Source organism: Altererythrobacter xiamenensis, assembly GCF_900177715.1.
GTDB lineage: Bacteria > Pseudomonadota > Alphaproteobacteria > Sphingomonadales > Sphingomonadaceae > Erythrobacter > Erythrobacter xiamenensis.
The window spans coordinates 778,281-799,062 of sequence record NZ_FXWG01000003.1; the positions used below are offsets into that span (position 1 = coordinate 778,281).

At 62.7% G+C, this 20,782-nt stretch carries 22 protein-coding genes; 9 read left to right on the forward strand and 13 right to left on the reverse strand.

The features are described from left to right. Nucleotides 1-135 precede the first annotated feature (135 nt). Together CCE89_RS14345 and CCE89_RS14350 are read left to right on the forward strand one after the other, a co-directional pair. Nucleotides 136-1,101 (forward strand): alpha/beta hydrolase, encoded by a 966-nt coding sequence (locus tag CCE89_RS14345; RefSeq protein WP_086438717.1) that lies wholly within the window; start codon nucleotides 136-138, stop codon nucleotides 1,099-1,101. Continuing rightward, on the forward strand, nucleotides 1,098-1,571 hold the full coding sequence (locus CCE89_RS14350; protein WP_086438718.1) for an RNA pyrophosphohydrolase: 474 nt from the start codon (nucleotides 1,098-1,100) through the stop codon (nucleotides 1,569-1,571). Before CCE89_RS14345 ends, CCE89_RS14350 begins: the two co-directional genes overlap by 4 nt. A 14-nt stretch (nucleotides 1,572-1,585) precedes the next feature. Here the strand turns inward: CCE89_RS14350 and CCE89_RS14355 are convergent, their stop codons facing one another. The 5 genes from CCE89_RS14355 to CCE89_RS14375 all read right to left on the reverse strand — a co-directional run bounded on the left by CCE89_RS14355 (nucleotide 1,586) and on the right by CCE89_RS14375 (nucleotide 7,128). Further along, nucleotides 1,586-2,080, reverse strand: a complete 495-nt coding sequence (locus CCE89_RS14355; RefSeq protein WP_086438839.1) for a tetratricopeptide repeat protein — start codon at nucleotides 2,078-2,080, stop codon at nucleotides 1,586-1,588. Between the two features lie 59 nt (nucleotides 2,081-2,139). Beyond that, nucleotides 2,140-3,321, reverse strand: coding sequence for an RsmB/NOP family class I SAM-dependent RNA methyltransferase (locus CCE89_RS14360; RefSeq protein WP_086438719.1), 1,182 nt, complete (start codon nucleotides 3,319-3,321; stop codon nucleotides 2,140-2,142). An 18-nt stretch (nucleotides 3,322-3,339) separates the two neighbouring features. Further along, nucleotides 3,340-4,794, reverse strand: a complete 1,455-nt coding sequence (gene guaB, locus CCE89_RS14365; RefSeq protein ID WP_086438720.1) for an IMP dehydrogenase — start codon at nucleotides 4,792-4,794, stop codon at nucleotides 3,340-3,342. Between the two features lie 97 nt (nucleotides 4,795-4,891). Further along, nucleotides 4,892-6,349 carry a M28 family peptidase gene (locus CCE89_RS14370; protein ID WP_159456661.1) on the reverse strand — a complete coding sequence of 486 codons (1,458 nt, stop codon included), beginning with the start codon at nucleotides 6,347-6,349 and terminating at the stop codon, nucleotides 4,892-4,894. A 23-nt stretch (nucleotides 6,350-6,372) separates the two neighbouring features. After that, nucleotides 6,373-7,128: a 3-hydroxybutyrate dehydrogenase gene (locus CCE89_RS14375; RefSeq protein ID WP_086438722.1), complete on the reverse strand. Its 756-nt coding sequence runs from the start codon at nucleotides 7,126-7,128 to the stop codon at nucleotides 6,373-6,375. Between the two features lie 110 nt (nucleotides 7,129-7,238). On the opposite strand from CCE89_RS14375, the gene ypfJ reads away from it, so the two are divergent. Continuing rightward, nucleotides 7,239-8,099 carry a KPN_02809 family neutral zinc metallopeptidase gene (gene ypfJ, locus CCE89_RS14380; RefSeq protein WP_086438723.1) on the forward strand — a complete coding sequence of 287 codons (861 nt, stop codon included), beginning with the start codon at nucleotides 7,239-7,241 and terminating at the stop codon, nucleotides 8,097-8,099. Continuing rightward, the gene (locus CCE89_RS14385; protein WP_200810358.1) at nucleotides 8,062-8,676 is read left to right on the forward strand and encodes a hypothetical protein; all 615 of its coding nucleotides are present in this window, start codon (nucleotides 8,062-8,064) and stop codon (nucleotides 8,674-8,676) included. Before ypfJ ends, CCE89_RS14385 begins: the two co-directional genes overlap by 38 nt. A gap of 41 nt (nucleotides 8,677-8,717) precedes the next feature. Here the strand turns inward: CCE89_RS14385 and creD are convergent, their stop codons facing one another. The 3 genes from creD to CCE89_RS14400 form a co-directional block, all read right to left on the reverse strand. Next, the gene (gene creD, locus CCE89_RS14390; protein WP_086438724.1) at nucleotides 8,718-10,136 is read right to left on the reverse strand and encodes a cell envelope integrity protein CreD; all 1,419 of its coding nucleotides are present in this window, start codon (nucleotides 10,134-10,136) and stop codon (nucleotides 8,718-8,720) included. A gap of 162 nt (nucleotides 10,137-10,298) precedes the next feature. Continuing rightward, nucleotides 10,299-11,888, reverse strand: a complete 1,590-nt coding sequence (locus tag CCE89_RS14395; protein WP_086438725.1) for a M56 family metallopeptidase — start codon at nucleotides 11,886-11,888, stop codon at nucleotides 10,299-10,301. Beyond that, nucleotides 11,885-12,268 carry a BlaI/MecI/CopY family transcriptional regulator gene (locus tag CCE89_RS14400; protein ID WP_086438726.1) on the reverse strand — a complete coding sequence of 128 codons (384 nt, stop codon included), beginning with the start codon at nucleotides 12,266-12,268 and terminating at the stop codon, nucleotides 11,885-11,887. The genes CCE89_RS14395 and CCE89_RS14400 overlap by 4 nt, the downstream gene beginning before the upstream one ends. Nucleotides 12,269-12,420: 152 nt before the next feature. Between CCE89_RS14400 and CCE89_RS14405 the strand changes: the two genes are divergently transcribed. Further along, a complete protein-coding gene (locus tag CCE89_RS14405) occupies nucleotides 12,421-13,077 on the forward strand; it encodes a peptidylprolyl isomerase (protein WP_086438727.1) in 657 nt (218 codons plus the stop codon). Nucleotides 13,078-13,080: 3 nt separating this feature from the next. On the opposite strand, the gene CCE89_RS14410 is transcribed toward CCE89_RS14405, so the two are convergent. The 5 genes from CCE89_RS14410 to sdhC are packed head-to-tail and all read right to left on the reverse strand — an operon-like array spanning nucleotide 13,081 to nucleotide 17,468. Beyond that, nucleotides 13,081-14,064 carry a C13 family peptidase gene (locus CCE89_RS14410; protein ID WP_086438728.1) on the reverse strand — a complete coding sequence of 328 codons (984 nt, stop codon included), beginning with the start codon at nucleotides 14,062-14,064 and terminating at the stop codon, nucleotides 13,081-13,083. Nucleotides 14,065-14,097: 33 nt separating this feature from the next. Beyond that, nucleotides 14,098-14,850, reverse strand: coding sequence for a hypothetical protein (locus CCE89_RS14415; RefSeq protein WP_086438729.1), 753 nt, complete (start codon nucleotides 14,848-14,850; stop codon nucleotides 14,098-14,100). A 4-nt stretch (nucleotides 14,851-14,854) separates the two neighbouring features. Further along, nucleotides 14,855-16,678, reverse strand: a complete 1,824-nt coding sequence (gene sdhA, locus CCE89_RS14420; protein ID WP_086438730.1) for a succinate dehydrogenase flavoprotein subunit — start codon at nucleotides 16,676-16,678, stop codon at nucleotides 14,855-14,857. After that, on the reverse strand, nucleotides 16,678-17,076 hold the full coding sequence (gene sdhD / locus CCE89_RS14425; protein WP_086438731.1) for a succinate dehydrogenase, hydrophobic membrane anchor protein: 399 nt from the start codon (nucleotides 17,074-17,076) through the stop codon (nucleotides 16,678-16,680). Before sdhD ends, sdhA begins: the two co-directional genes overlap by 1 nt. A gap of 11 nt (nucleotides 17,077-17,087) precedes the next feature. Beyond that, the gene (gene sdhC / locus CCE89_RS14430) at nucleotides 17,088-17,468 is read right to left on the reverse strand and encodes a succinate dehydrogenase, cytochrome b556 subunit (protein WP_086438732.1); all 381 of its coding nucleotides are present in this window, start codon (nucleotides 17,466-17,468) and stop codon (nucleotides 17,088-17,090) included. A gap of 107 nt (nucleotides 17,469-17,575) precedes the next feature. Between sdhC and CCE89_RS14435 the strand changes: the two genes are divergently transcribed. From CCE89_RS14435 to CCE89_RS14450, 4 genes are read left to right on the forward strand one after another with little or no spacing between them, the layout of a single operon-like run. After that, nucleotides 17,576-18,286 carry an SDR family NAD(P)-dependent oxidoreductase gene (locus tag CCE89_RS14435; RefSeq protein WP_086438733.1) on the forward strand — a complete coding sequence of 237 codons (711 nt, stop codon included), beginning with the start codon at nucleotides 17,576-17,578 and terminating at the stop codon, nucleotides 18,284-18,286. Further along, nucleotides 18,276-19,187: a subclass B3 metallo-beta-lactamase gene (gene bla, locus CCE89_RS14440; RefSeq protein ID WP_159456662.1), complete on the forward strand. Its 912-nt coding sequence runs from the start codon at nucleotides 18,276-18,278 to the stop codon at nucleotides 19,185-19,187. The genes CCE89_RS14435 and bla overlap by 11 nt, the downstream gene beginning before the upstream one ends. Further along, the gene (locus tag CCE89_RS14445) at nucleotides 19,184-20,086 is read left to right on the forward strand and encodes a 50S ribosomal protein L11 methyltransferase (protein WP_086438735.1); all 903 of its coding nucleotides are present in this window, start codon (nucleotides 19,184-19,186) and stop codon (nucleotides 20,084-20,086) included. The genes bla and CCE89_RS14445 overlap by 4 nt, the downstream gene beginning before the upstream one ends. Further along, nucleotides 20,059-20,751 (forward strand): DUF2459 domain-containing protein, encoded by a 693-nt coding sequence (locus tag CCE89_RS14450; protein ID WP_234990100.1) that lies wholly within the window; start codon nucleotides 20,059-20,061, stop codon nucleotides 20,749-20,751. Before CCE89_RS14445 ends, CCE89_RS14450 begins: the two co-directional genes overlap by 28 nt. Nucleotides 20,752-20,782 lie beyond the last annotated feature (31 nt).

Sequence of the window (20,782 nt, forward strand, 5' to 3'; positions counted from 1 at the left end):
TCAGAGATGCGCACCTATGCAGCGTCGCCCTCTCCCGCAATGAAGTTTTTCTCCTCATGGGCCAAATTGTCGAGTGGAAATACGGTTTAACCCTGCCTACCCTGTGCAAATAAATAGCATTTGAGAGGAAATTGCATGGCTGAAGGGCAATCTGGCGCGCAGGAACCTTATGTGCGCGAGGACGTAAAAGCGTTCCTGGCGGTTCTTGAGGCTGCGGATGGACCGGCGATCGCCGACATGACGCTGGACGAAGCGCGGCAAAGCTACGTTGCGCTGCACCAGATGGCCGATGCCCCGGCCCGCGAACTGGCAGTGATCCGCGATCTCGCCTGCCCCGGCCCCGCCGGAGACATCCCCCTCAGGCTTTATGACACGCGCAAGGAGCGCGATCCCTCACCCGTGATCGTTTTCTACCACGGTGGCGGGTTCGTGATCGGGGACCTCGATACCCACCACAATCTGTGCACCGAAATCGCGCACCAGATGGACCTTCCGGTGGTCGCGGTCGATTACCGCCGTGCGCCCGAACACCCCTTCCCCGCCGCGATCGAGGATTGCGAAGCGGCGAGCCGCTGGATTGCAAGTTCACCCGAAGCGCTCGAACGGAAGGCCACGGGCATTGTCACCATCGGTGACAGCGCAGGCGGCAACGCGACGATCGTGGTGACGCAAGCCCTGACTGAATCCGCCGCAGACGTTCCAGTGCTCCTGCAGGTTCCCATTTTCCCCTTGGCCAGCGATGCCATGGGATCGAAAAGCCTGGACGAGTTTGCCGAAGGCTTCATCCTTACAAAGGCGGCGATCGAGTTCTTCGACGCGGCCTATGCGCCGGTACGCGATGACAAGCGCGCCATGCCGATCCTTGGCGAGCACGCGGGCACGCCGCCGACCGTGCTGGTCACGGCCAGCCTCGACCCGATCCGCGATTCCGGGCGCGACTATGGCGCGGCGCTCAGTCAAGCTGGGGTCGATCACGTTTTCATCGAAGTCAAAGGCGGCACCCACAGCTTCACCAATTTGCGCCAGGGCATTCCGAGCTATCAGGCTGAACTCGAGCGCGTCTTCGCAGCGATGAAACTGATGCTGGAGCATTCGGAATGAGCGAGCTTGCTTACCGGCCCTGCGCCGGGTTCATGCTGGCCAACCGGCAGGGCGAAGTCTTCGTCGGCCAGCGGATCGATTCCAAGAACCTTGGCGCCTGGCAAATGCCGCAGGGCGGTGTCGACCCCGGCGAACATCTCGAGGAAGCGGCTCTGCGCGAACTGCATGAGGAAACCGGCGTAGGCTCTCACCTCGTCGATATCATCGGACGCATGCCCTATCCCGTCCGCTACGACTTGCCGCCCGAGCTCATTGGAAAGCTATGGGGCGGGAAATATCGCGGACAGGAACAGAACTGGTTTCTCGGCCGGTTCAAGGGCGAGGATTCGGACATCGACCTCAATGCCCATGAGCCGCCAGAGTTCTGCGAATGGCAATGGGTCAAGCCGAACGAATTGCCCGACTTGATCGTGCCGTTCAAACGCGACGTCTATCGAGCGGTGGTGAAGGAATTCATCGCGATGATCTGATCGCGACCCTTGGCTTACTGCGCCATCTCTTCCTGCCCGTTGGTCTCCGCCGCCATGCGCGGTGTGTTCGCGGTCGAAATGGTCGAAGCAAGACGGCTGGTTTCGGGGCAGGAAGATCCGCACATGCTTTCCAGCTTGGCGAGGTTCCGCTTCGCCTTTTCCAGTGCGCCCTTCTCGACCAGCGCAGCACCCTCACCCGAAATGGCGGCAAGATTGCCCGGGTCACGGTCAAGCAGCTCGCGGTAATACCGAATTGCCTTGCCCTGCAGTCCGTCACGGCGGGCCGCTTCGGCGAGATCGAGGAATAGCGGCGAATAGCCGGGATCGACCGCCAGGGCGGCCTCATACGCATCGATTGCAGCCTGCGTTTCCCCCGCAGACAGCGCAGCGCGCCCTTCTGCAATCAGCATTGCCGCACGCGCGCTCGGCTTCGGCGCATCGGCCAGACCGACACTCGACGTGACGGCGAGAGCGAGCGAAAGGGCGGCGGCGGCGGGCGCAAAACGCATGAACAACTCCTTCGGGGCAGCCATTCGGTTGGATGAAGGCCTTTCCATAACGCTTAAGCCTAACAGGCTGAATGGAGCATTGCGACAAAAAACCCGTCCGTGCCATCGTGGAACGGTGTCAGGCGTGTTCCCTTGCCATATTGCCGGCCTAACGGAAGCGCAGGCGCTTCGGCGCTCCATCCGGCATGCCGAGCAAGGAATGCATCGATCCTCGCCGCGCCTTCCTCGTCGAGCAGGGAGCAGGTCACGAAGCCGATCCGGCCGCCCGGCTTGACCAGTTGCGCCGCGATATCGAGCAGGTTGTCCTGCGTTTGCGCAAATTTCGCGAGCCGTTCGGGCGTCAGCCGCCACTTGGCCTCGGGCTTGCGCCGCCAGGTGCCGGTGCCAGAACACGGCGCATCGACAAGAACGAGATCGGCGGCGCCCGCGACATCAGACAGCGCCTCGAGCTCCTTACCTGGATCGAGCAGCAACGGTTCGATCACCGCTGCACCTGCTCGCTCGGCGCGCGGCGGCAAATTACCCAAGCGGCGCTTGTCGACATCGCTGGCAATGATCCGGCCTCGATTGTCCATTGCCGCTGCGAGTGCGAGCGACTTCCCGCCAGCCCCCGCGCACAAATCGATGACCGTTTCGCCGGGAGACGCGCCGAGCGCCTGACAGACCAGCTGGCTACCGTGGTCCTGCACCTCGATCAGCCCATCGCGCCAGGCGGGCCATTGCTCGACCTGCGTACCGCCGTCGAACCGCAGCGCTTGCGGCGCGGCAAGCGTTTCCCCGGCTTCAGGCAGATCAACAGTCGATCGATCGGATTTGAGCGCGTTCACGCGCACATCCAGCGGAGCACGACCCATCAACGCGGCAAGCTCATCTCCTGCAATGCTTGCTGCAACCAATCGCTCGACCAGCCAATCCGGAGCGACGCCGGGCTTTGCCGCTTGTTCGCTCTTACCGATCGGCGCGGGCGCGTGGGTCGAACCATCGAACAATGCGGGCAAGCTGGCGTCCTGCTCGGCGAAAGCAAGCATCGCTGCCCGGCCGCACTGGGGCATCTCACCACAAATGCGGATCGCGGAATAGACCAGTTCGCGCACCGCGCGCCGGTCTTTCGATCCGGCATAGCGGCGCTGCTTGAAATAGTCCGCGATGATCCTGTCGGCAGGCGCACCTTCGCGCTTCGCCGCCTCGATTACCTCGTCGAGGATCTCGATCGCAGCCTGGACCCGCGCGGCGGGCGTCATTGCCTTGCGCTCCCGATATCAGCGCGTCGGATAGTTCGGTGCCTCGCGGGTGATCGCAACGTCGTGGACGTGGCTTTCGGAAAGCCCTGCATTGGTGATGCGAACGAATTGCGCGCGGTTCTGCAGCTCTTCGATGGTGGCCGAACCGGTGTAGCCCATGGCCGCCTTCACACCGCCAACGAGCTGGTGGATGACGTCTGCCGCGGGGCCCTTGAAAGGTACCTGCCCCTCGATACCTTCCGGTACGAGTTTCATCGCCGAGACGTCCTGCTGGAAATAACGGTCTGCACTGCCGCGCGCCATCGCACTGACGCTGCCCATACCGCGATAGGCCTTGTAGCTGCGCCCCTGGTAGAGGAAGGTCTCGCCCGGGCTTTCCGCCGTACCCGCCAGCATCGAACCGATCATCACGGTCGAAGCGCCGGCGGCAAGCGCCTTGGCGGCGTCGCCAGAGGTACGCAGGCCGCCATCGGCGATCACGGGAACGCCCGACTTGGCGGCTTCCTCGGCGCTCTCCATTACTGCGGTCAGCTGCGGTACGCCAACACCTGCGACGACGCGCGTGGTGCAGATCGAGCCCGGACCGATACCGACCTTGACCGCATCCGCGCCCGCGTCGATCAGCGCGCGTGTAGCTTCGGCGGTAGCGACATTGCCCGCGATAACCTGGACGGAATTGGAGAGTTTCTTCGCCGCTTCGACAGCGCGCGCAACGTCCTTGTTATGGCCGTGCGCGGTATCGATGATGACCACGTCGACTTCGGCATCGACAAGCGCCTGTGTCCGTTCGAAACCCTTGTCGCCCACCGTTGTTGCCGCAGCGACGCGGAGCCTGCCCGTCACATCCTTGGTCGCCGTGGGATAGGTAACCGCCTTCTCGATATCCTTGACCGTGATCAGCCCGACGCAATGCCCGTCGTCATCGACCACAAGCAGCTTCTCGATACGCCGCTGATGCAGCATCCGGCGCGCTTCCTCCTGCCCGGTGCCGAGCGGCACGGTCGCGAGGTTTTCGGTCGTCATCAGCTCGCGCACGGGCTGGTTGGGATTTTCGGCAAAGCGCACGTCGCGGTTGGTGAGGATGCCCACCAGCTTGCCCGAACGATCGGTAACCGGAATTCCGCTGATGCGGTTGGTAGTCATCACCGCCTGCGCTTCGCCAAGCGTCGCGTCAGGGCCAATGGTGATCGGGTTGACGACCATGCCGCTTTCGAAGCGCTTGACCGCGCGCACCGCCGCGCACTGTTCCTCGATGTCGAGATTGCGGTGCAGAACGCCGATCCCACCGAGCTGCGCCATCACGATCGCCATGTCGGCTTCGGTCACCGTGTCCATCGCGGCGGAAAGGATAGGAATGTTAAGCCCGATTTCGCGCGTCAGCCGCGTCGCCGTCTGAGCCATGGAAGGCAAAACTTCGCTTTCGGCCGGACGCAGAAGCACGTCGTCGAAGGTTAAGCCGAGAGGGATGTCCATGATTGCCACTTTCTAATCGCGTAAATTCTTATCTGGGGAGATTCGTGGCGGCCCATGTAACCGCACATCGTGACAATCGCCAGAGGCTAAACGCGGCTTATTCCCCGACGGCGGGATAACGGGCGGTATCGGCAATCCGCTTCACGAGTTCCTCGTGCAGCAGCAGGTCCTCGATCGCACCGCCCAGCTCGACCATTTCCGCTTCATCACCCGCCTGGTGGTAGCGCGCGGCGAGATACGCGTTGAGCGTCTCCTCATTACCGAACGCGCTCGAAATCACCACGCTGGGAACATCGCGCTGGAGCAGCGCCCAGCCATCCTGCCTCTGCAGGAATTGCTCGGCGAGGATAGGGCTGCCGAAACCGCGCCCGCTCTCGTTCACGACCTCGCGGACAATGGTGTCGAGCGCGGTCCTGCCCTCCCCCACGAAGCCGACTGCGGTGCCGCGCGGAGCAATCGCCACTGTGTCGAAATTGAAGGCTGCGACGATATCCTCAAGCGGGACCGGCGGATTTTCGGCGAAAGCCTGCGCGCCCAGCAGTCCCCATTCTTCTGCGGTGGTCGCAAGAACATAGATATCGCGGTCATATGGACCCTGCGCGGCAAGGCGCTTGCCGAGTTCGAGCATGACGGCGAGACCGCTCGCATTATCCGCTGCGCCGTTGCACAGCCGGTCTTCGTCACCCTCGACACCGCAATTGCCGAAATGGTCCCAATGCGCGAGCAGCAGCACGGCGCCCGACTCCGGATCGGTGCCGGGCAACATGCCGATGAGGTTGGAGGATGGCACTTCGCGGCGCCGCGAGGCGGCTTCGATCACGGCCTTGGGTTGGAGCGCGACGGGAGTGAAACCGTCCTCGGATGCCTTTGTCTCGAGCTCTGACCATCGCTCCTGCCCCAAAGCCTTGGACATCGCGGCTGCGGTGGTGAAGACGCTCAATTCGTCCACGTCGAACCCGTCGAGCTGAAACCGCTCGGTGCTGCGCGCAATGCGCAGAGCCTCGACGTCTTCCTCGTCATTGACAACCGTTATGACGGCGCCGGCGCCCTTTGTGAAAAAATCGTCACGACGCGAAGCACTTTGGCCGGGATCCGCCAACAAGACGATGACCTTGCCGCGTACCTCGGCCTCCGAAACCTCGTCACCGAGCCGCCCGACGAAGAGCATGTCCGATCCGTTGACGAGGCTACGCTGCCAATTGGTCAAGACAAGCGTGTCTTCGGTATCGAGCACAACCTCGCGCCTACCGAAACGCAACCGCGCCGAGCCGTCTTCAGGTAGAGTGCTGATCAGCGGCACAGGTGCGCGCCAGGGATTGCCCGGATCATTGGTGCCCGAAACGAAACCTGCCGCTTCGAGCTCGCGCTGGAGATAGTCGAGCGTGAGCGCCTCACCCTCGGTTCCCGGGCGGCGTCCGAGATACTCGTCGCTGGCGAGCGTGGTGATATGGCCTGCAATTGCGGTTTCGAGCGCGGCAAACTCCGACTTGGGCACCTGCCCCGTCGGCACAGTGGCGCAAGCACTGGCGAGGAAGGCCAGTGCTGCGAGTATCAAGGATGAGCAAATGCCCTTGCGCATCAATGCGTCGTCCAGCCCCCGTCGATGCTCCAGTTCGCACCCGTCACATTGCCCGCTTCCTCGCGGCACAGGAACACGGCGAGCGCTCCGATTTCGGCGGGCTGCACGAACTTCTTGCTCGGCGTGGTGGCGAGCAGCACATCGTTGATTACCTCGTCGCGCGTCATGCCGCGCGCCTTCATCGTATCGGGGATCTGCCCCTCGATCAGCGGAGTCCAGACATAGCCGGGGCTGATGCAATTGGCGGTAATACCCGCCTGCGCCACTTCAAGCGCAACCGTCTTGGTAAAACCGACGATGCCGTGCTTGGAGGCATTGTAGGCGCTCTTGAATGGCGAGGCGACCTTCGAGTGGGCGCTGGCGGTATTGATGATCCGCCCCCACCCCTTCTCCTTCATAGCGGGCAGGGCGAGCCGAGTAGTGTGGAAGGCCGCGGTCAGGTTGAGCCCGATGATCGCGTCCCATTTCTCGACCGGAAACTCATCGACCGGCGAGACATGCTGCATCCCGGCATTGTTGACGAGAATGTCGAACGGCCCGTGCTCTGCCATCATCGTCTCGATCTCGCCCACGTCGAGCAAATTGGCCGCCGAATGCTGTGCCGACATCTCTTCGCAAAGCTTGGCGATCTCGGTCTCGTCTCCGAACCCGTTGAGTACGACATCCGCCCCCTCGGCATGAAGCGCACGCGCAACCGCGAGGCCGATGCCCGAAGTAGAACCGGTCACAAGCGCACGCTTACCTTTGAGGAACATTCGAAACTCCAGCCTGTTTTATTGAAAGTCCGCAGGAAAGCCTTTGCCTTCGCATTCGCTGCTGTCCAGAGTTAAAGCGTAACACGCCCAATTTCGAGGGGGGACCCGAAGTGCGATTGAATCCATTCAATACCGACAAGATCCGTGTGCGTTCCGGCGGCGGCGGAGGCGGAATGCGCCGCGCGGGAGGTGTCGGTTGCGGAACCCTCGTCATTGCGCTGATCGGCGCGGTCGTCTTCGGGCTCGATCCGATGCAGACCATCGGCGTGGTCGAAGGCGTTCAGCAGAGCGCGCCGAGCCAACCTAGAGCCGATGTCAGCGAGCAGGAACTGTGCACGAGCGGCCCCTACGCGACCGAAGCCTGCAACGCGCTCACTTCTCTCAACGAGACGTGGGCGCCCGAATTCCAGCGCGCCGGTATCGAATTTCAGGATCCGCTACTGACTTTCTACAGCGGCGGTGTGACGACCGAGGGGTGTGGCAGCGCTAGTTCGGCGGCCGGACCATTCTACTGTCCTGCGGACAGCGGAATCTACATCGACACCAATTTCTATGACGTGATGGCCCGCCAGCTGGGCGCCAGCGGCGATTTCGCGCGCTATTACGTGATGGCGCATGAATACGGCCACCATATCCAGAACCTGACCGGGCTCGCCGCGCAGGTGCGCAGCGTCCAGCAGCAGAACCCGCGTCAGGCCAACCAGCTGCAAGTGCGGATGGAACTGCAGGCCGATTGCTATGCCGGCGTTTGGGCGGGCAAGAACCGCAATCTGATCGAACCGGGCGACATGCAGGAAGGGCTGCGCGCCGCCAGCGCGATCGGAGACGATACACTGCAACGCAACTCGACCGGACGCGTAAATCCGGAAAGCTTCACCCATGGAACAAGTGCCCAACGCGTCGAAGCGCTGCGATTGGGCCTGGAGAGTGCAGATGACACGCAGTGTGACCGCTATTTCGACTTCAACTAAGTCGGTCCTCGCCGCGGCCCTGCTGCTGATCTCGGGCGCGGCTGCGGCACAGGATGACGATGAGAACGTCCGCGACCGCGAGCCCGACATGGGCGATGTCGCGACCACGCCGATTTCGGATCTCAACATCGCCAAGGACGATATTCCCGAAGTGCTGCTGACCGCCGCGAGGGGGCCCTATGCTCCCGCGAATGCGCCAGGCTGCGATGGCATCGAAAAGGCAATAGCCGATCTCGATCGCGTGCTCGGCCCCGATTACGATCTGGAAGACCATGAAGGCGACCGGTTGAGCGAAGGGCGCATCGCCCAGAGCATCGTAGGGTCCTTCATCCCCTTCCGCAGCATAATCCGCGAAGTTTCGGGAGCCGCCGATCATCAGCGCGATTTCCAGGCCGCAATCATGGCCGGGATGGTGCGCCGTGCCTTCCTGAAGGGGCTCGGCCAGGCCAGCGGTTGCCCCTACCCCGCCCGCCCTGCCTTCACCCGCATCGCAATCGATGAGGAGACCGTGATCGAGCTGGAAGAGCCGGAAGACGACAAGGCCGGAAAGCAAGAGCCCGAAGCGACCAAAGGTTAGTCGCCCCGGGCTCTCCCAAGCCGGTCAATTCGAGCGGAGGCTCAGCTTGCGGCGTAGCCTTCCGCCTCGGCCTCCTCGCGCCGGTTGACGCTAGACCAGTCGATCTTGCGCGTCGCGTACATCACGGCTGCCAGCGCAACGAAAAGCAGGATCGATCCGATCACCAGGGACCAAGCCTCGAGGTTGAGCAGGACGTAGAGCAATGCATATAGTCCGACCAGCAATCCGCCGATCACCTGCGCACGCTTCCAGCTGCCCAGCACGGCAGCACTGTAGCTCGTCAGCAGCCCGATGATCGCGGCGCTGGCGACTAGATAGGCCAGCACGAAGCCGATCATCTCGGCAAAGGCAAGCAGCATCACGAAGAACAGCACCAGACCCGCGCCGGTCAGCAGGTATTCCGCCGCCGCGACCCTTGCCCCGCCTACCACGTCAAACATCAGGAAGGCGAGAAAGGTGAAGCCGATGAAGAGGAAGCCGTATTTTACCGCGCGATCGACCCGGCTGTAGAGATCGACCGGATCGACCAGACGGATGGTCGCCGCCATGCTTTGCGGCGCTGCACCGCGCTCAGCAACTGCCTCAGGGTAAATCATCGGCGCTCCGTCCTCCTCGATGAAGGGCGCGCGTGGATCTTCTTCCATGACCATGGCCTGCCCCAATGCGAGGTTGGAGATCGACCATTTCGCCTCGAAACCGTCGCCCCCGATCGTGCGGTCATCGTCACCGGGCAGGAAGCTTCCGGCAAAGCTGGGGTGCGGCCAGCTCGAACTTGCGGTCCATTGCGTATCCTTGCCGCGCGGGACGAGGCTGAACGAGCGGCTGCCACGAAGGGTGTAGGACCATTGTACGGCAACAGGCTCAGCCGCCGACCAATCGTAGAATGCGTGGACGCCGGCACCGCCACTCGCAGCGACGCCATTGCCGGGTTTCAATGCCAGCGCCTCTCCGCCAACCGCCAGCCTGGCGTCGGTCTGCAGGCCGCGCGGGTCCGACATGCCGAGGCGGATTTCCGCTTCGTCGAGCAACAGTTGATCGCGTTCGACACCGAAGCGCGCCAGATCGTCGGGCAGGCTGAACTCGGCAGAACCCGTGAGCCCGACCGAATAGATCACCGACTTGTAGATCGCGCGTTCCTTCACGTCGGGATCGATCTTCGTATCGACCTGCTGGCGTTCGGGAGAAAGATAGAGCTCGTCGCGCACCCTGACTGTACGCGTCACCGTGCGACCGTCGACGACCTCACTCGTCACGCGCTCGTCATTATAAGGGATAACGAGCACGGGACCGGAGACGACTTGCGGCCCGGCCCAGCCTGCAGCAATCGAGTCCTGCGCCACTCTGGCCTGGTGCTGGCGATCACTGACGAGACCGTAGACCATCAGCAGCGGTATAATGAGGGCCGCGCCGACCAGCGCGGCAAACAGCAATTTCATTCCGGGGGAACGTTCGCGCGCCATGTCATCCTCCTATCGGCTGCGATGAAGCGTTGCCTATGGGCGACGAAATGAATTGCCTATGAACCTGCCGCTTGCTTGCTTCTCGCGAGAAAAAGGGCGCGGACCTCAACGATCCGCGCCCCTTAGGTTCCCGTTTGCTGCAGGGGAACTGCTTGTCCGGGCTTAGCCCTGCTTCTTGTTCCAGTTGGCGATCTGCTCGTCGAGCGCCCGGAGAACTTCCGCCTTCATGTCGGCAGTCATCTCGCTGTCCTTGGCGATGGCCTTGCGTGCTTCCTTCAGGCCGGTGAGCGCATTGGCCATGATCTCGCTGGTGCACAGCATCACGGTCTTGTGACCCTTGTCGTCGATGAACTCGCCGCCCTTGCCGTTCTTGCACTCCATGTTGATCGAGGTCACACCATGCTCGCCATTCCGGACTTCGAGAAGTGCGACGCGCGCTTCTTCCATCGCTTCCTTGATCTCCATGTCAGCTTCGGCAAGCTCCTGGCGAAGTTCTCGGCGAAGCTCTGCACGCTCTTCCGCCGTCATCTTGTGGTCACCGTCCTTGATGACGACCTTGTGCCGCTTGTGGATTTCCTTGCGCTTGCCGTCCTTGTCGACGATCACTTCGCGCACTTCCCAATTGTCGACGTCTTTATCGACATCGACATCCGCATCGGCGCTCGACTGGAATGCTATGGGCGCTAGCGGTGGCAGCGGCGCATCGGGAGCAGCGGGCGGAACCGGCGGTGCGGGCGGCACCGGAGCATTGGGGGCAGCGGGTGCGGCAGGTGGTGCCGGCGGTGCAGGCATCGCATCGCTGGCAGCGTAGCTGATCGAGGCGGTAAGCGGCAGGGCGACGAGCGCGGCCGCCATCAGGCCGCGGCCGGCAAGGCGCCGACGCGCAGAAAGATCGTTCATATTGAGGCTCCTCAAGCGTTGGATTATCGATTTATCCCCCAACACCGGACAGGCCATGGGCGCGGCGAGCGCTGCATCGGGTCCGGCTGCGAAACTGGCAATGACTGTGGCATAGGTCGCGCGGGTCGCGGCCCCGCGCCCTTCAACGACGCGCGCGTCGCAGGCGGCCTCCTGGTCGCGCCGCAGCGCAAGCCAGCCAAGCCGGCCGAGCGGATTGAACCAGTGCATTGCGAAGAGCGGCTGCGCGAGGAAGTTGACGAGCAGGTCATGCCCCTCGTGGTGGGCCAGCTCGTGCGCCAGCGCGAGATCGCGCGCCTCGCGGTCGTGATGTGCGAGAAACCCCTTCGGCAGCGCGATGACCTTGTCGCTCACTCCGAACGCAAGCGGTGAGTTGGTCGCGGGCGTTTCGATAAAGCGGACCTTGCCCTGCCGCCCCACTTCGCGCCCATTCGCGAGCATTTCGGCGCGCATCCGCGCATATCCGTTGAGCCGCGAATAAAGGAATATGGCTGCACCGATCAGCCATGCTCCGACCGCAATTTCGGTCAGCGGTAGTGAGGCGAACCAGCTTTCGGAAGCAGTGGCGACCGGCTCGGCGCCCAGCGTCAGGACGAATTGCTCTCCCTCGCTGGCGCTGGCGGCTGCAAGCGGCGTGGCAGGCAAAGCGTCCTGCGTCGGTGCCATCCATGCCGGCAGCTCGATCGGCGGCAGGACGACCCGCAGGATGGGCAGGAGCCACAGTGAATAGGCGACTTGCGGGCCAAACCAGCGCGCCACCGGGCGACGCAGGACGAGGACGAGCGCGATCAGCGCGGCGGTCCAGACGATCGTATCAAGCAGCCAGTCCATCATTGCTTGAGCTCCTTCAACAGGGCTTCGATCTCGGCAACGTCAGCGGCGCTCAGCGCCTCCTGCTCGGCGAGATGGGCGAAGAGAGTTGCAGGCTTCCCCCCGAACAGGCGTTCGACCAGGCGACGCGACTCCCCACCGACATAGTCGGCGCGGGCAATCTGCGGGGTGTAGAGAAAGCGGCGGCCATCAGGCTCTGCCGCGATGGCCTGCTTGGCCGCAAGGCGGCTGAGCAGCGTCTTGACTGTCGCGAGACTCCATCCACGCGCCTCGCAGACCGCATCGCAGACTTCGGTGGCGGAAAGCGGGCTCTTGTCCCACAGCACTTCCATCACCGCATGCTCGGCTTCGCTGATGCGCTCTGGCTTGCTTTCGTCGCTCATCGTGAAAGCGTCCTCCCGGCCCTCTGGACCATCTGAAACGGTGTTATTGATTACACCTGTAGTCATTTCGACTACGTCTGTAAACATGAAGCCTATGTGAATGGCTGTTCATCTCGCTTGCTTCTCTGCGAACGACATATCAGGATGGATCAATGACATGGATCGCAAGCCTCCTCGCCCTTCCGCTGCTTTTTCAGGCGCAAACACAGGTCGAAACGCCTGCCGAAGCCCCGCAAGAGCCAGAGCGCACGTATGAAACCACGCGCGTGGTAATCGAGACGACAATGGGCGAGATCACCGTCGATCTCGAGACCGAGAGGGCGCCGATCACTGCCGCCAATTTCCTGCGCTATGTCGATGAGGACCGTTTCGGCGGGACGAAGTGCTACCGCGCCATGCACCTCAAATGGGGCGAGCCGCCCAACGGCCTGCTCCAGTGCGGAACGCAGATGGACCCGAAGCGCGTGCTCGACGGTATCGCGCATGAACCGACCAATGAAACGGGCTTGAGCCATACGGACGGGGCGCTTTCCATGGCGCGTTACGACCCCGGCACCGCGACCGGCGATTTCTCGATCATGATCAAGGATCAGATCGGGCTCGACGCCAAGCCATCCGCCGAAGATCCCGCCCAGCGCCCCGGTTTTGCAGTGTTCGGATATGTGGTCGAAGGCATGGACGTGGTCCACGCGATCCACGCTGCGAAGATCGATCCCGACAAGGGGGAAGGCTTTCTGAAGGGGCAGCTGCTGGCCAGTCCGGTCGAGATCGTCGATATGCGCCGGGTGGAGGTGGACGCCAGCAAATAGGCGCTATTCGCCCACCGCAGGCCTGCCGACAGGTTCGGTTGCTGTCTGCGGCATACGGGCCTCGAGCGCGGCGAGCCAGCTGGCGACCCCTTCGCCGATCCGCGTTTGCGGAAGCGAAGCAGGCAAGCGGCTTTTCGCCTCCCACGAAGCGATGTCGCGATGCGCTGCCGCAGAAGCCTCATCCAGGCTCACAGGCTGGCGTAGCGCGCGATTGATCAGCGCATCGCCGAAGAACGTCCAGTCGTTCTCCGCCGCGCAGCCGAAGCTGGTGCGGCTCTCGTAGGATGCGGTCAGGATTGCAGTGTCAGGACTAGCCAGCGGCTCCACGAAAATCCCTGAATAGCATGCGCTGAGCATGAGAATTCGCCGCCTCATCCCAAGCGCCTCGAGCTCGCTCTTGAAGCGCTCGGGCGAGAGCAAGCCGTATCCGGTATCGCCATAGTGGTAAGTCAGGCCCTGCGGCACGCCGTGGCTGGTCGAGTATAGCACCAGCACATCCTCGCCCTCGTTCATGACCTCCGCGATATGCGCGAGCGAGACGAACAGCGCGCTGATCGAACCCTTTGGTAGCCCGTCGCTGCGCCCGTCGGGACCGGCGAGCACCAGCGTGCGGTTCGCGGCGTTGTATCTGCGGCCCAGCACCTTGCCCGCCTCGCGCGCTTCACGGGCGAAAACCGGATCGCTATCTAGCGCTATCGCGATAACGAATGCCTCGACCACGCCCTTCTTCGCGGGCGCGAGCTTGCGCAGCGCGGCATCGAGGACGCGCCGCTCGCGCAGCATGTCTGCGGCCGAGACATTGCGGTGAAGTTCGGGCCCGAGCTTGAGGCTCTCGCCGATTTCCTGCTGGTTGGCGCCCGAGCCGAGGCCCGGCCACGGTGCGGAATGCTCCGGCGGTTGCGCGGCGTGGCTTGCGGACACGGCCACCAGCGACACCGCCGCCGCGAGCGCGCTTGCCAATACTCCCGATGCCCTGCCCCGTCCCATGCAACCCAAGCTGCCGCGATTGGGGGCGCGGGGTCAAGAGTGAGAAGGTTCCCTTAGACTACATACCAAAGCCGATCGGGCAGACTCGGTAAGATACAGAGAGATAAGTGCAGCTGGTGTCCCCAGGAATGTCGAGCGATATGCCCCATCTAGCCCCAGCAAAATAATCACGATGCCGATAAGAAAAAATGGTAGCGAGACCATCCAGCTTTTTGCGGGAATGTCTTGGCGCCATGCAAACAGCGAAACCGGTAGATTCTGAAACTTTACAGCAAGCAATCCGCCAGCAGCGCAGCAGAGAATCAGCAATCCCGCGTAAAAGATAGATAGCTCTGCCATCGGGATGAAGATTGTGTCGGCACACCAAGGAAAGTCGCCTCGCCCCAGATCGATATCCAGGCTGATCATTTGCGAGAACCAGCTTAACCCTACGGCGCTGCAGCCAAGCAAAAAGAAGACTGGTATGGATGCAGGCGTAGCCAAGATTTGTGGGCGCTGACGGTTTCCAAAGACCCCAAGGAGAGCAGCAATTGTAGCTGCCGCAAGGATCAAACTCATGCCACTCTGTATGAGCGGATATCTCAACGTTTCTAGGGAGTAGAGTTCGTCGAACCATCCCGGGATCACGCCATTCTCATCGCAGGCATGGATCCCTTTTAGTTCATTCGCCCGGTCGAGATCGAGATATTCTGGCAAACTGTGCCCATAGGCGATGAATGCGAATCCAATCGAAACCATTGCACCCAAAGACAGTGCAGTTGCACGGCCCTTGAGGCGATCAAGCATCCGATCAATACACCCGCTTCTTCGGCTTGATGTATTCGATGTCGTCGGTCAGCGTGTAGTCGTGCACTGGGCGGTAATCGATCTTCACCGCGCCACCATTGCCGCCCCAGCCTTCGAACCACGCCACGGTGTGCTTCATCCATTCGGCATCATTGCGGTCGGGGAAGTCCTCATGCGCATGCGCGCCGCGGCTTTCCTTGCGGTTTTCCGCAGAGGCCATGGTGACATTCGCCTGCGCCATGAGGTTGTCGAGCTCGAGCGTTTCGATGAGGTCGCTGTTCCAGATCAGCGAGCGGTCGGAGACGTGAACGTCTTCCATCCGCTTGTTGACCGCCTTGAGCGCATCGACGCCTTCCGACAACAGCTTGCTGTCGCGGAAGACCGCAGCATGCTTCTGCATGGCCTTCTGCATTTCCTCGCGCACCTTCGCAGTCGGCGTGCCGCCATCGGCATAGCGGAAGTGATCGAGGCGGGTCAGTGAAAGCTCGGCGCTGTCAGCCGGCAGTTCCGGCTGGCTCGCCCCGCCGGTCAGCAATTCGTTGAGGCGGTGGCCGGTCGCACGTCCGAACACCACGAGGTCGATCAGCGAGTTCGAGCCGAGGCGGTTTGCGCCATGGACCGAAACGCAGGCTGCTTCGCCCACTGCAAACAGGCCAGGCACGACGTGGTCGGGATTGCCGTCCGGACCGATCGTCACGACTTCGCCGTGATAGTTACAAGGGATGCCGCCCATGTTGTAGTGCACCGTGGGGGTAACCGGCAGCGGTTCCTTCGTCAGGTCGACGCCTGCAAAGATCTTGCCGCTTTCGGTGATGCCCGGCAGGCGCTCCGCCAGCACCTTGGGATCGATATGATCGAGGTGCAGGTAGATGTGGTCGCCATCGGGGCCAACACCGCGCCCTTCGCGCATTTCGAGCGCCATCGAGCGCGAGACGACATCGCGCGATGCGAGGTCCTTAGCGCTAGGCGCATAACGCTCCATGAAGCGCTCGCCTTCGGAATTGGTGAGGTAGCCGCCCTCGCCGCGCGCACCTTCGGTGATGAGTACGCCCGCGCCGTAAATGCCGGTCGGATGGAATTGCACGAACTCCATGTCCTGCAGGGGCAGGCCTGCGCGCAGCACCATGCCGCCGCCGTCGCCCGTACAGGTGTGGGCGCTGGTCGCGGTGTAGTAGCAACGGCCATAGCCGCCGGTTGCAAGAACAACGGCCTGCGCGCGGAAGCGGTGGATCGTCCCGTCGTCGAGGCACATGGCGATCACGCCGACACATTTGCGGTCGGCGCCCTCGCCCGTCATGATCAGGTCGAGCGCGAAATACTCGATGAAGAAGTCCGCGTCATACTTCAGGCTCTGCTGGTAGAGCGCGTGGAGCATGGCGTGGCCGGTGCGGTCGGCCGCTGCGGCGGTGCGCTGAACCGGCGGACCTTCACCCATGTTCTGCATGTGGCCGCCGAACGGCCGCTGATAGATCGTGCCGTCGGCATTGCGGCTGAAGGGCACGCCGGCATGCTCCAGCTCGTAAACAGCTGCCGGGGCTTCGCGCGCGAGATATTCGATCGCGTCCTGGTCGCCGAGCCAGTCGGCACCCTTCACCGTGTCGTACATGTGCCAGGACCAGTGGTCGGGCGAATTGTTGCCGAGCGAAGCGGCGATGCCGCCCTGGGCCGCGACGGTGTGCGAACGGGTCGGGAAAACCTTGGAGATATTCGCTGTACGCAGGCCGCTTTCGGCAGCGCCCATGGTGGCGCGCAGACCCGAACCGCCTGCGCCAACGACGACCACGTCATAGGTGTGATCAACGATGGTGTATTTGCTGGTGTCGACCATTATGCGGCTCCTCCGACAACCGGGGTGAGCGCGAGGCGTGCCACGCTGAAGACGGCGAATGCGCCGCCGCCGATCACGGCGAGATTGAGCAAGGTGATGACTCCGAACTTGGTGCCGCTGTTGTGGACGTAATCTTCGATCAGGACCTGGAGACCCAGCCGCGCGTGCCAGAACGTGCTGATGATCAGCAGGATCATGGCGGTCGCCGGAATGGGCGCGGCGAGCCATTTGCTTACCGTTCCATAGCTCATGTCCGGCAACAGGACGAAGCTTGTGACCAGCCACAGCGCCAGCACCAGATTGCCGACCGCAGTAAAGCGCTGCAGCAACCAGTGATGCGCGCCTTCGTGCGCCGAGCCAAGCCCGCGCACCTTCCCGATGGAGGTTCCGTTACCCATGCGATTATGCCTTACTTGATCAGGATCAGGGCCCAGAAGGCCACTGTAAGAAGAATGGCGATGATCGGCGAAGCGATCGACCACATCTTGTTGGTGTCGAGCTCGTAACCTGCGCCAATGTCGAGAACGAAGTGGCGAAGGCCGCTCATCAAGTGATTGAAGAATGCCCAGCTGAGGCCGACCAGCACGATATAGCCCGGTATACTGGTCGCCACTGCCTGGAACTGGCCATAGGCCTCCGGCCCGCTTGCAAGCGCGCCCAGCCACCAGACCAGCACGCCCAGACCGACCAGCGCCAATCCATCTCCGCTGACGCGGTGGAGGATCGAGACCAGCATGTGCGGTCCCCATTTCCAGATCGATAGGTGCGGTGAAAGCGGTCTGTTGGCCATGACGTTATTTCCGGTAAATCCCTGTGTGCCCTCCCCTTAGCGGTCTCACAGCACGGTGCAAGCGGTGGACGCTCGACTCCGCATGCAAAGTTTTGGATAGGGGTTGTATGACAAGCATCTTGCTAACCGGATCGAGCCGCGGAATCGGAGCGGCAGCCAAGACTTCTCTCGAAGCGCGCGGCGCGAAAGTGATCGGCCACGCTACCGCGCAACTGGACCAAACCACGATTCCCGCCGACTTCACCGCTCCAGCCGCCCCGCAGATGTTGTGGGAAGAAGCGCTCGACCGTGCCGATGGCCAGATCGATGTGCTTATCAACAATGCCGGGCTGTTCTCCGCCAGCGAGCTCGATGCTTCCGACATCGAATGGCTCGACCGCTGGGAAGAAACCTTGCGGATAAACCTCACCGCCGCTGCTCAATTGAGCCGTTTCGCGGTCAGGCACTGGCAGGAGCGCGGCGTGAAGGGGCGCATCGTTCACGTCGCGAGCCGCGCGGCCTATCGCGGCGATTCGCCGCAGCACTGGCACTATGCGGCGGCCAAGGGCGGCATGGTCGCGATGCACAAGACCATCGCGCGGCAATATGCCTCTCAAGGCATCCTGAGCTTCGCCGTCACTCCCGGCTTCACCGATACCGCAATGGCGGGAGACTATCTCGAAAGCCGCGGCGGTGCGGAGCTGCTCAAGGATATTCCTCTGGGCCGCGTTGCAGAACCTGAAGAGATCGCCTCGATTATCACCTATTGCGCGCTCGACGCCCCCGAAAGCATGACCGGCGCGGTGATCGATGCGAACGGAGCAAGCTTTGTTCGTTAGGCCGATTTTTCCGCTGGCACTGGTAGCCGCTCTTGTCTCCTGTGCTCCACCGATCCAGCGGCCCGATCCGCTGCCCGAGCCCCAACGGATAACTCCGCAGGAATGGGCCGCGACTTGTACCGAATGGGACGAATGGGACAAACCCGCCCCGCCCTATCTGATCCATGGCTCGACCTATTATGTCGGGACCTGCGGCATCTCCGCGATCCTCATCGCTGGCGATCGGGGAAACCTACTGATAGATTCGGGGACCAGAGCGGGCGCTGCCATCGTGCTCGAAAACATCGGCAAGCTCGGCTTTCGGCCCAACGAGATTGCCAGCCTTCTTCACAGTCATGAGCACTTCGACCACGTGGGCGGACACGCCCTCGTCAAGGAGGCAAGCGGTGCGCATGTGGTTGCATCGCGCCGCGCTGCCGAGGCCCTCAGAACTGGCGAGGCCGACCCGCAGGATCCGCAACTCGGTATGCACGAGGCGATGGAGCCCGTCGGTGTCGACGTGATTGTCGACGATGGCGAGACGGTGCGCACCGAAACCGCCATGCTGATGGCCATTGCCACGCCGGGGCACACTCCCGGCGCACTAAGCTGGCAATGGAAATCCTGTGAGCGTGGCGGCGAATGTCTCTCGATCGTCTACGCTGACAGCCTCTCGCCCGTCAGCCGAGTCGATTACCGCTTCTCAGACCATCCCGAGTACATCGCGGAATATCGCGCGGGGCTGCAACGCCTGCGCGAGGTCAAATGCGACATTCTCCTCACCCCGCATCCCTCGGCAAGCAACATGGTCGAACGCGCTGCTTCCGGCTCGCTCGAAGGCGGGATGAACTGCATCCAATATGCCGATGCGGTCGAAAAGCGTCTCGATGCGCGGCTTGCCAAAGAGGCCGAATCCGAATGAGCAGCTGGAAGCTTTCCGGTTTCGCGCCCAAGCCAGTGATCCAGGCTGCGCTGCTCGCGCATGACGCAAGCGAGGAGTGGGACTTCGACATTGTCGTTTCGGGCCGCGAGGTGGCGGAGGACCGGCCGCAGGACTGGGTGATCGAGGCGTGGTATCCCAAAAAGCCAACAAAGGCGCAGCAGACAGAAATCGCGGCGCTATTCGATGGCGATGCACCGCCGTTCGCAGTCGAGAAACTGCCCGACGAGGATTGGCTGACGCTCAGCCAGCAAGGCGTCGAACCGATCCGCGCCGGGCGTTTCTATGTCCACACGCCCGAGTTTGAACCTGAAGCTGATGCGGAGAACCTCTGCGTTCCCGCCAGCCAGGCATTCGGGACGGGTCAGCATGAAACCACCGCGGGGTGCCTTGTCATGCTCGACGCGATGAAGCGTCAGGGCATCGCCGCGCGTAATATCGCCGACATCGGAACGGGAACGGGTCTGCTTGCATTCGCCGCATTACGCCTGTGGCCGCGCGCGCTCGCCACCGCCTCTGACATCGACGCGGTGTGCGCAGGCGTGGTGGCCCACAATGCCGAGCTCAATGCGGTTCCCATGGGCGCTCGTCGCGGCGAACTCACCATGGTCGTCGCTGACGGCATGCAGGACCCACTGCTGCAGGCGCGCGGACCCTATGACCTGCTGATCGCCAATATCCTTGCCGGGCCATTGGTCGAACTTGCCCCCGATTTTGGCAGAGAGGTCACTCCCGGTGGCCATGTCCTGCTGGCGGGCCTGCTGACCGAACAGGAGCCGCGTGTACGCCGCGCCTATCGCAAGGCCGGCTTCCGCCTCGCGTCGCGCCTCGTCAACGGCGACTGGTCGATCCTGTGGCTGCGCAAGCGAACCCCGCGCTGAACCTCGCCAAACGCCTCGCATTGCGGGCGCTGGCGGGGCTCGCGATTCTTGTCCTGCTGTTTTTCCTTGCCGCATGGATCGGCTCCTCCATCCCGCGCAACGGCAATTGGGAAGAGCCTGCGGACGGTGTGGAGATCATGGTCGAGACCAATGGCGTCCACACCGCGATCGTCATGCCGCTCGTCACGCCGCAGAAGGATTGGCGCATCGACTTTCCCGCGAGCGACCTCGTCGATCCGACGCGGCCCTACACGCACGTTTCGGTAAGCTGGGGCGAGCGCGAGGTCTTTCTCAATACGCCGAGCTGGGCCGACCTCACGCTGCCGACCGCTGTCGGAGCGATGATCGGTGGCGACGGACTGCTGCACGTGTCGCATTACGTACGCCCCGCGCCTTCGGAAGATGCGCGTCCGCTTACCATCACGCAGGCGCAATACGCCCGGCTCATCGCCGCGATCGAGCGCGAGATCGTTCCACCCCCGGCGCGCACATCCTACCCCGGCTACGAAAGCTACGATGTGTTCTACGACGCGCCGGGCACCTATCATCTTGGGCAGACCTGTAACCAGTGGACCAGCGATACGCTGGCCGAGGCCGGTATCGAAACCGGCTGGTGGACGCCGATGGCAGGCGGCGTGATGAAGTGGGTGCCCGCGAACCAATAGTTTTCCAGGCCTGGCGGAACCGCGCGCACAT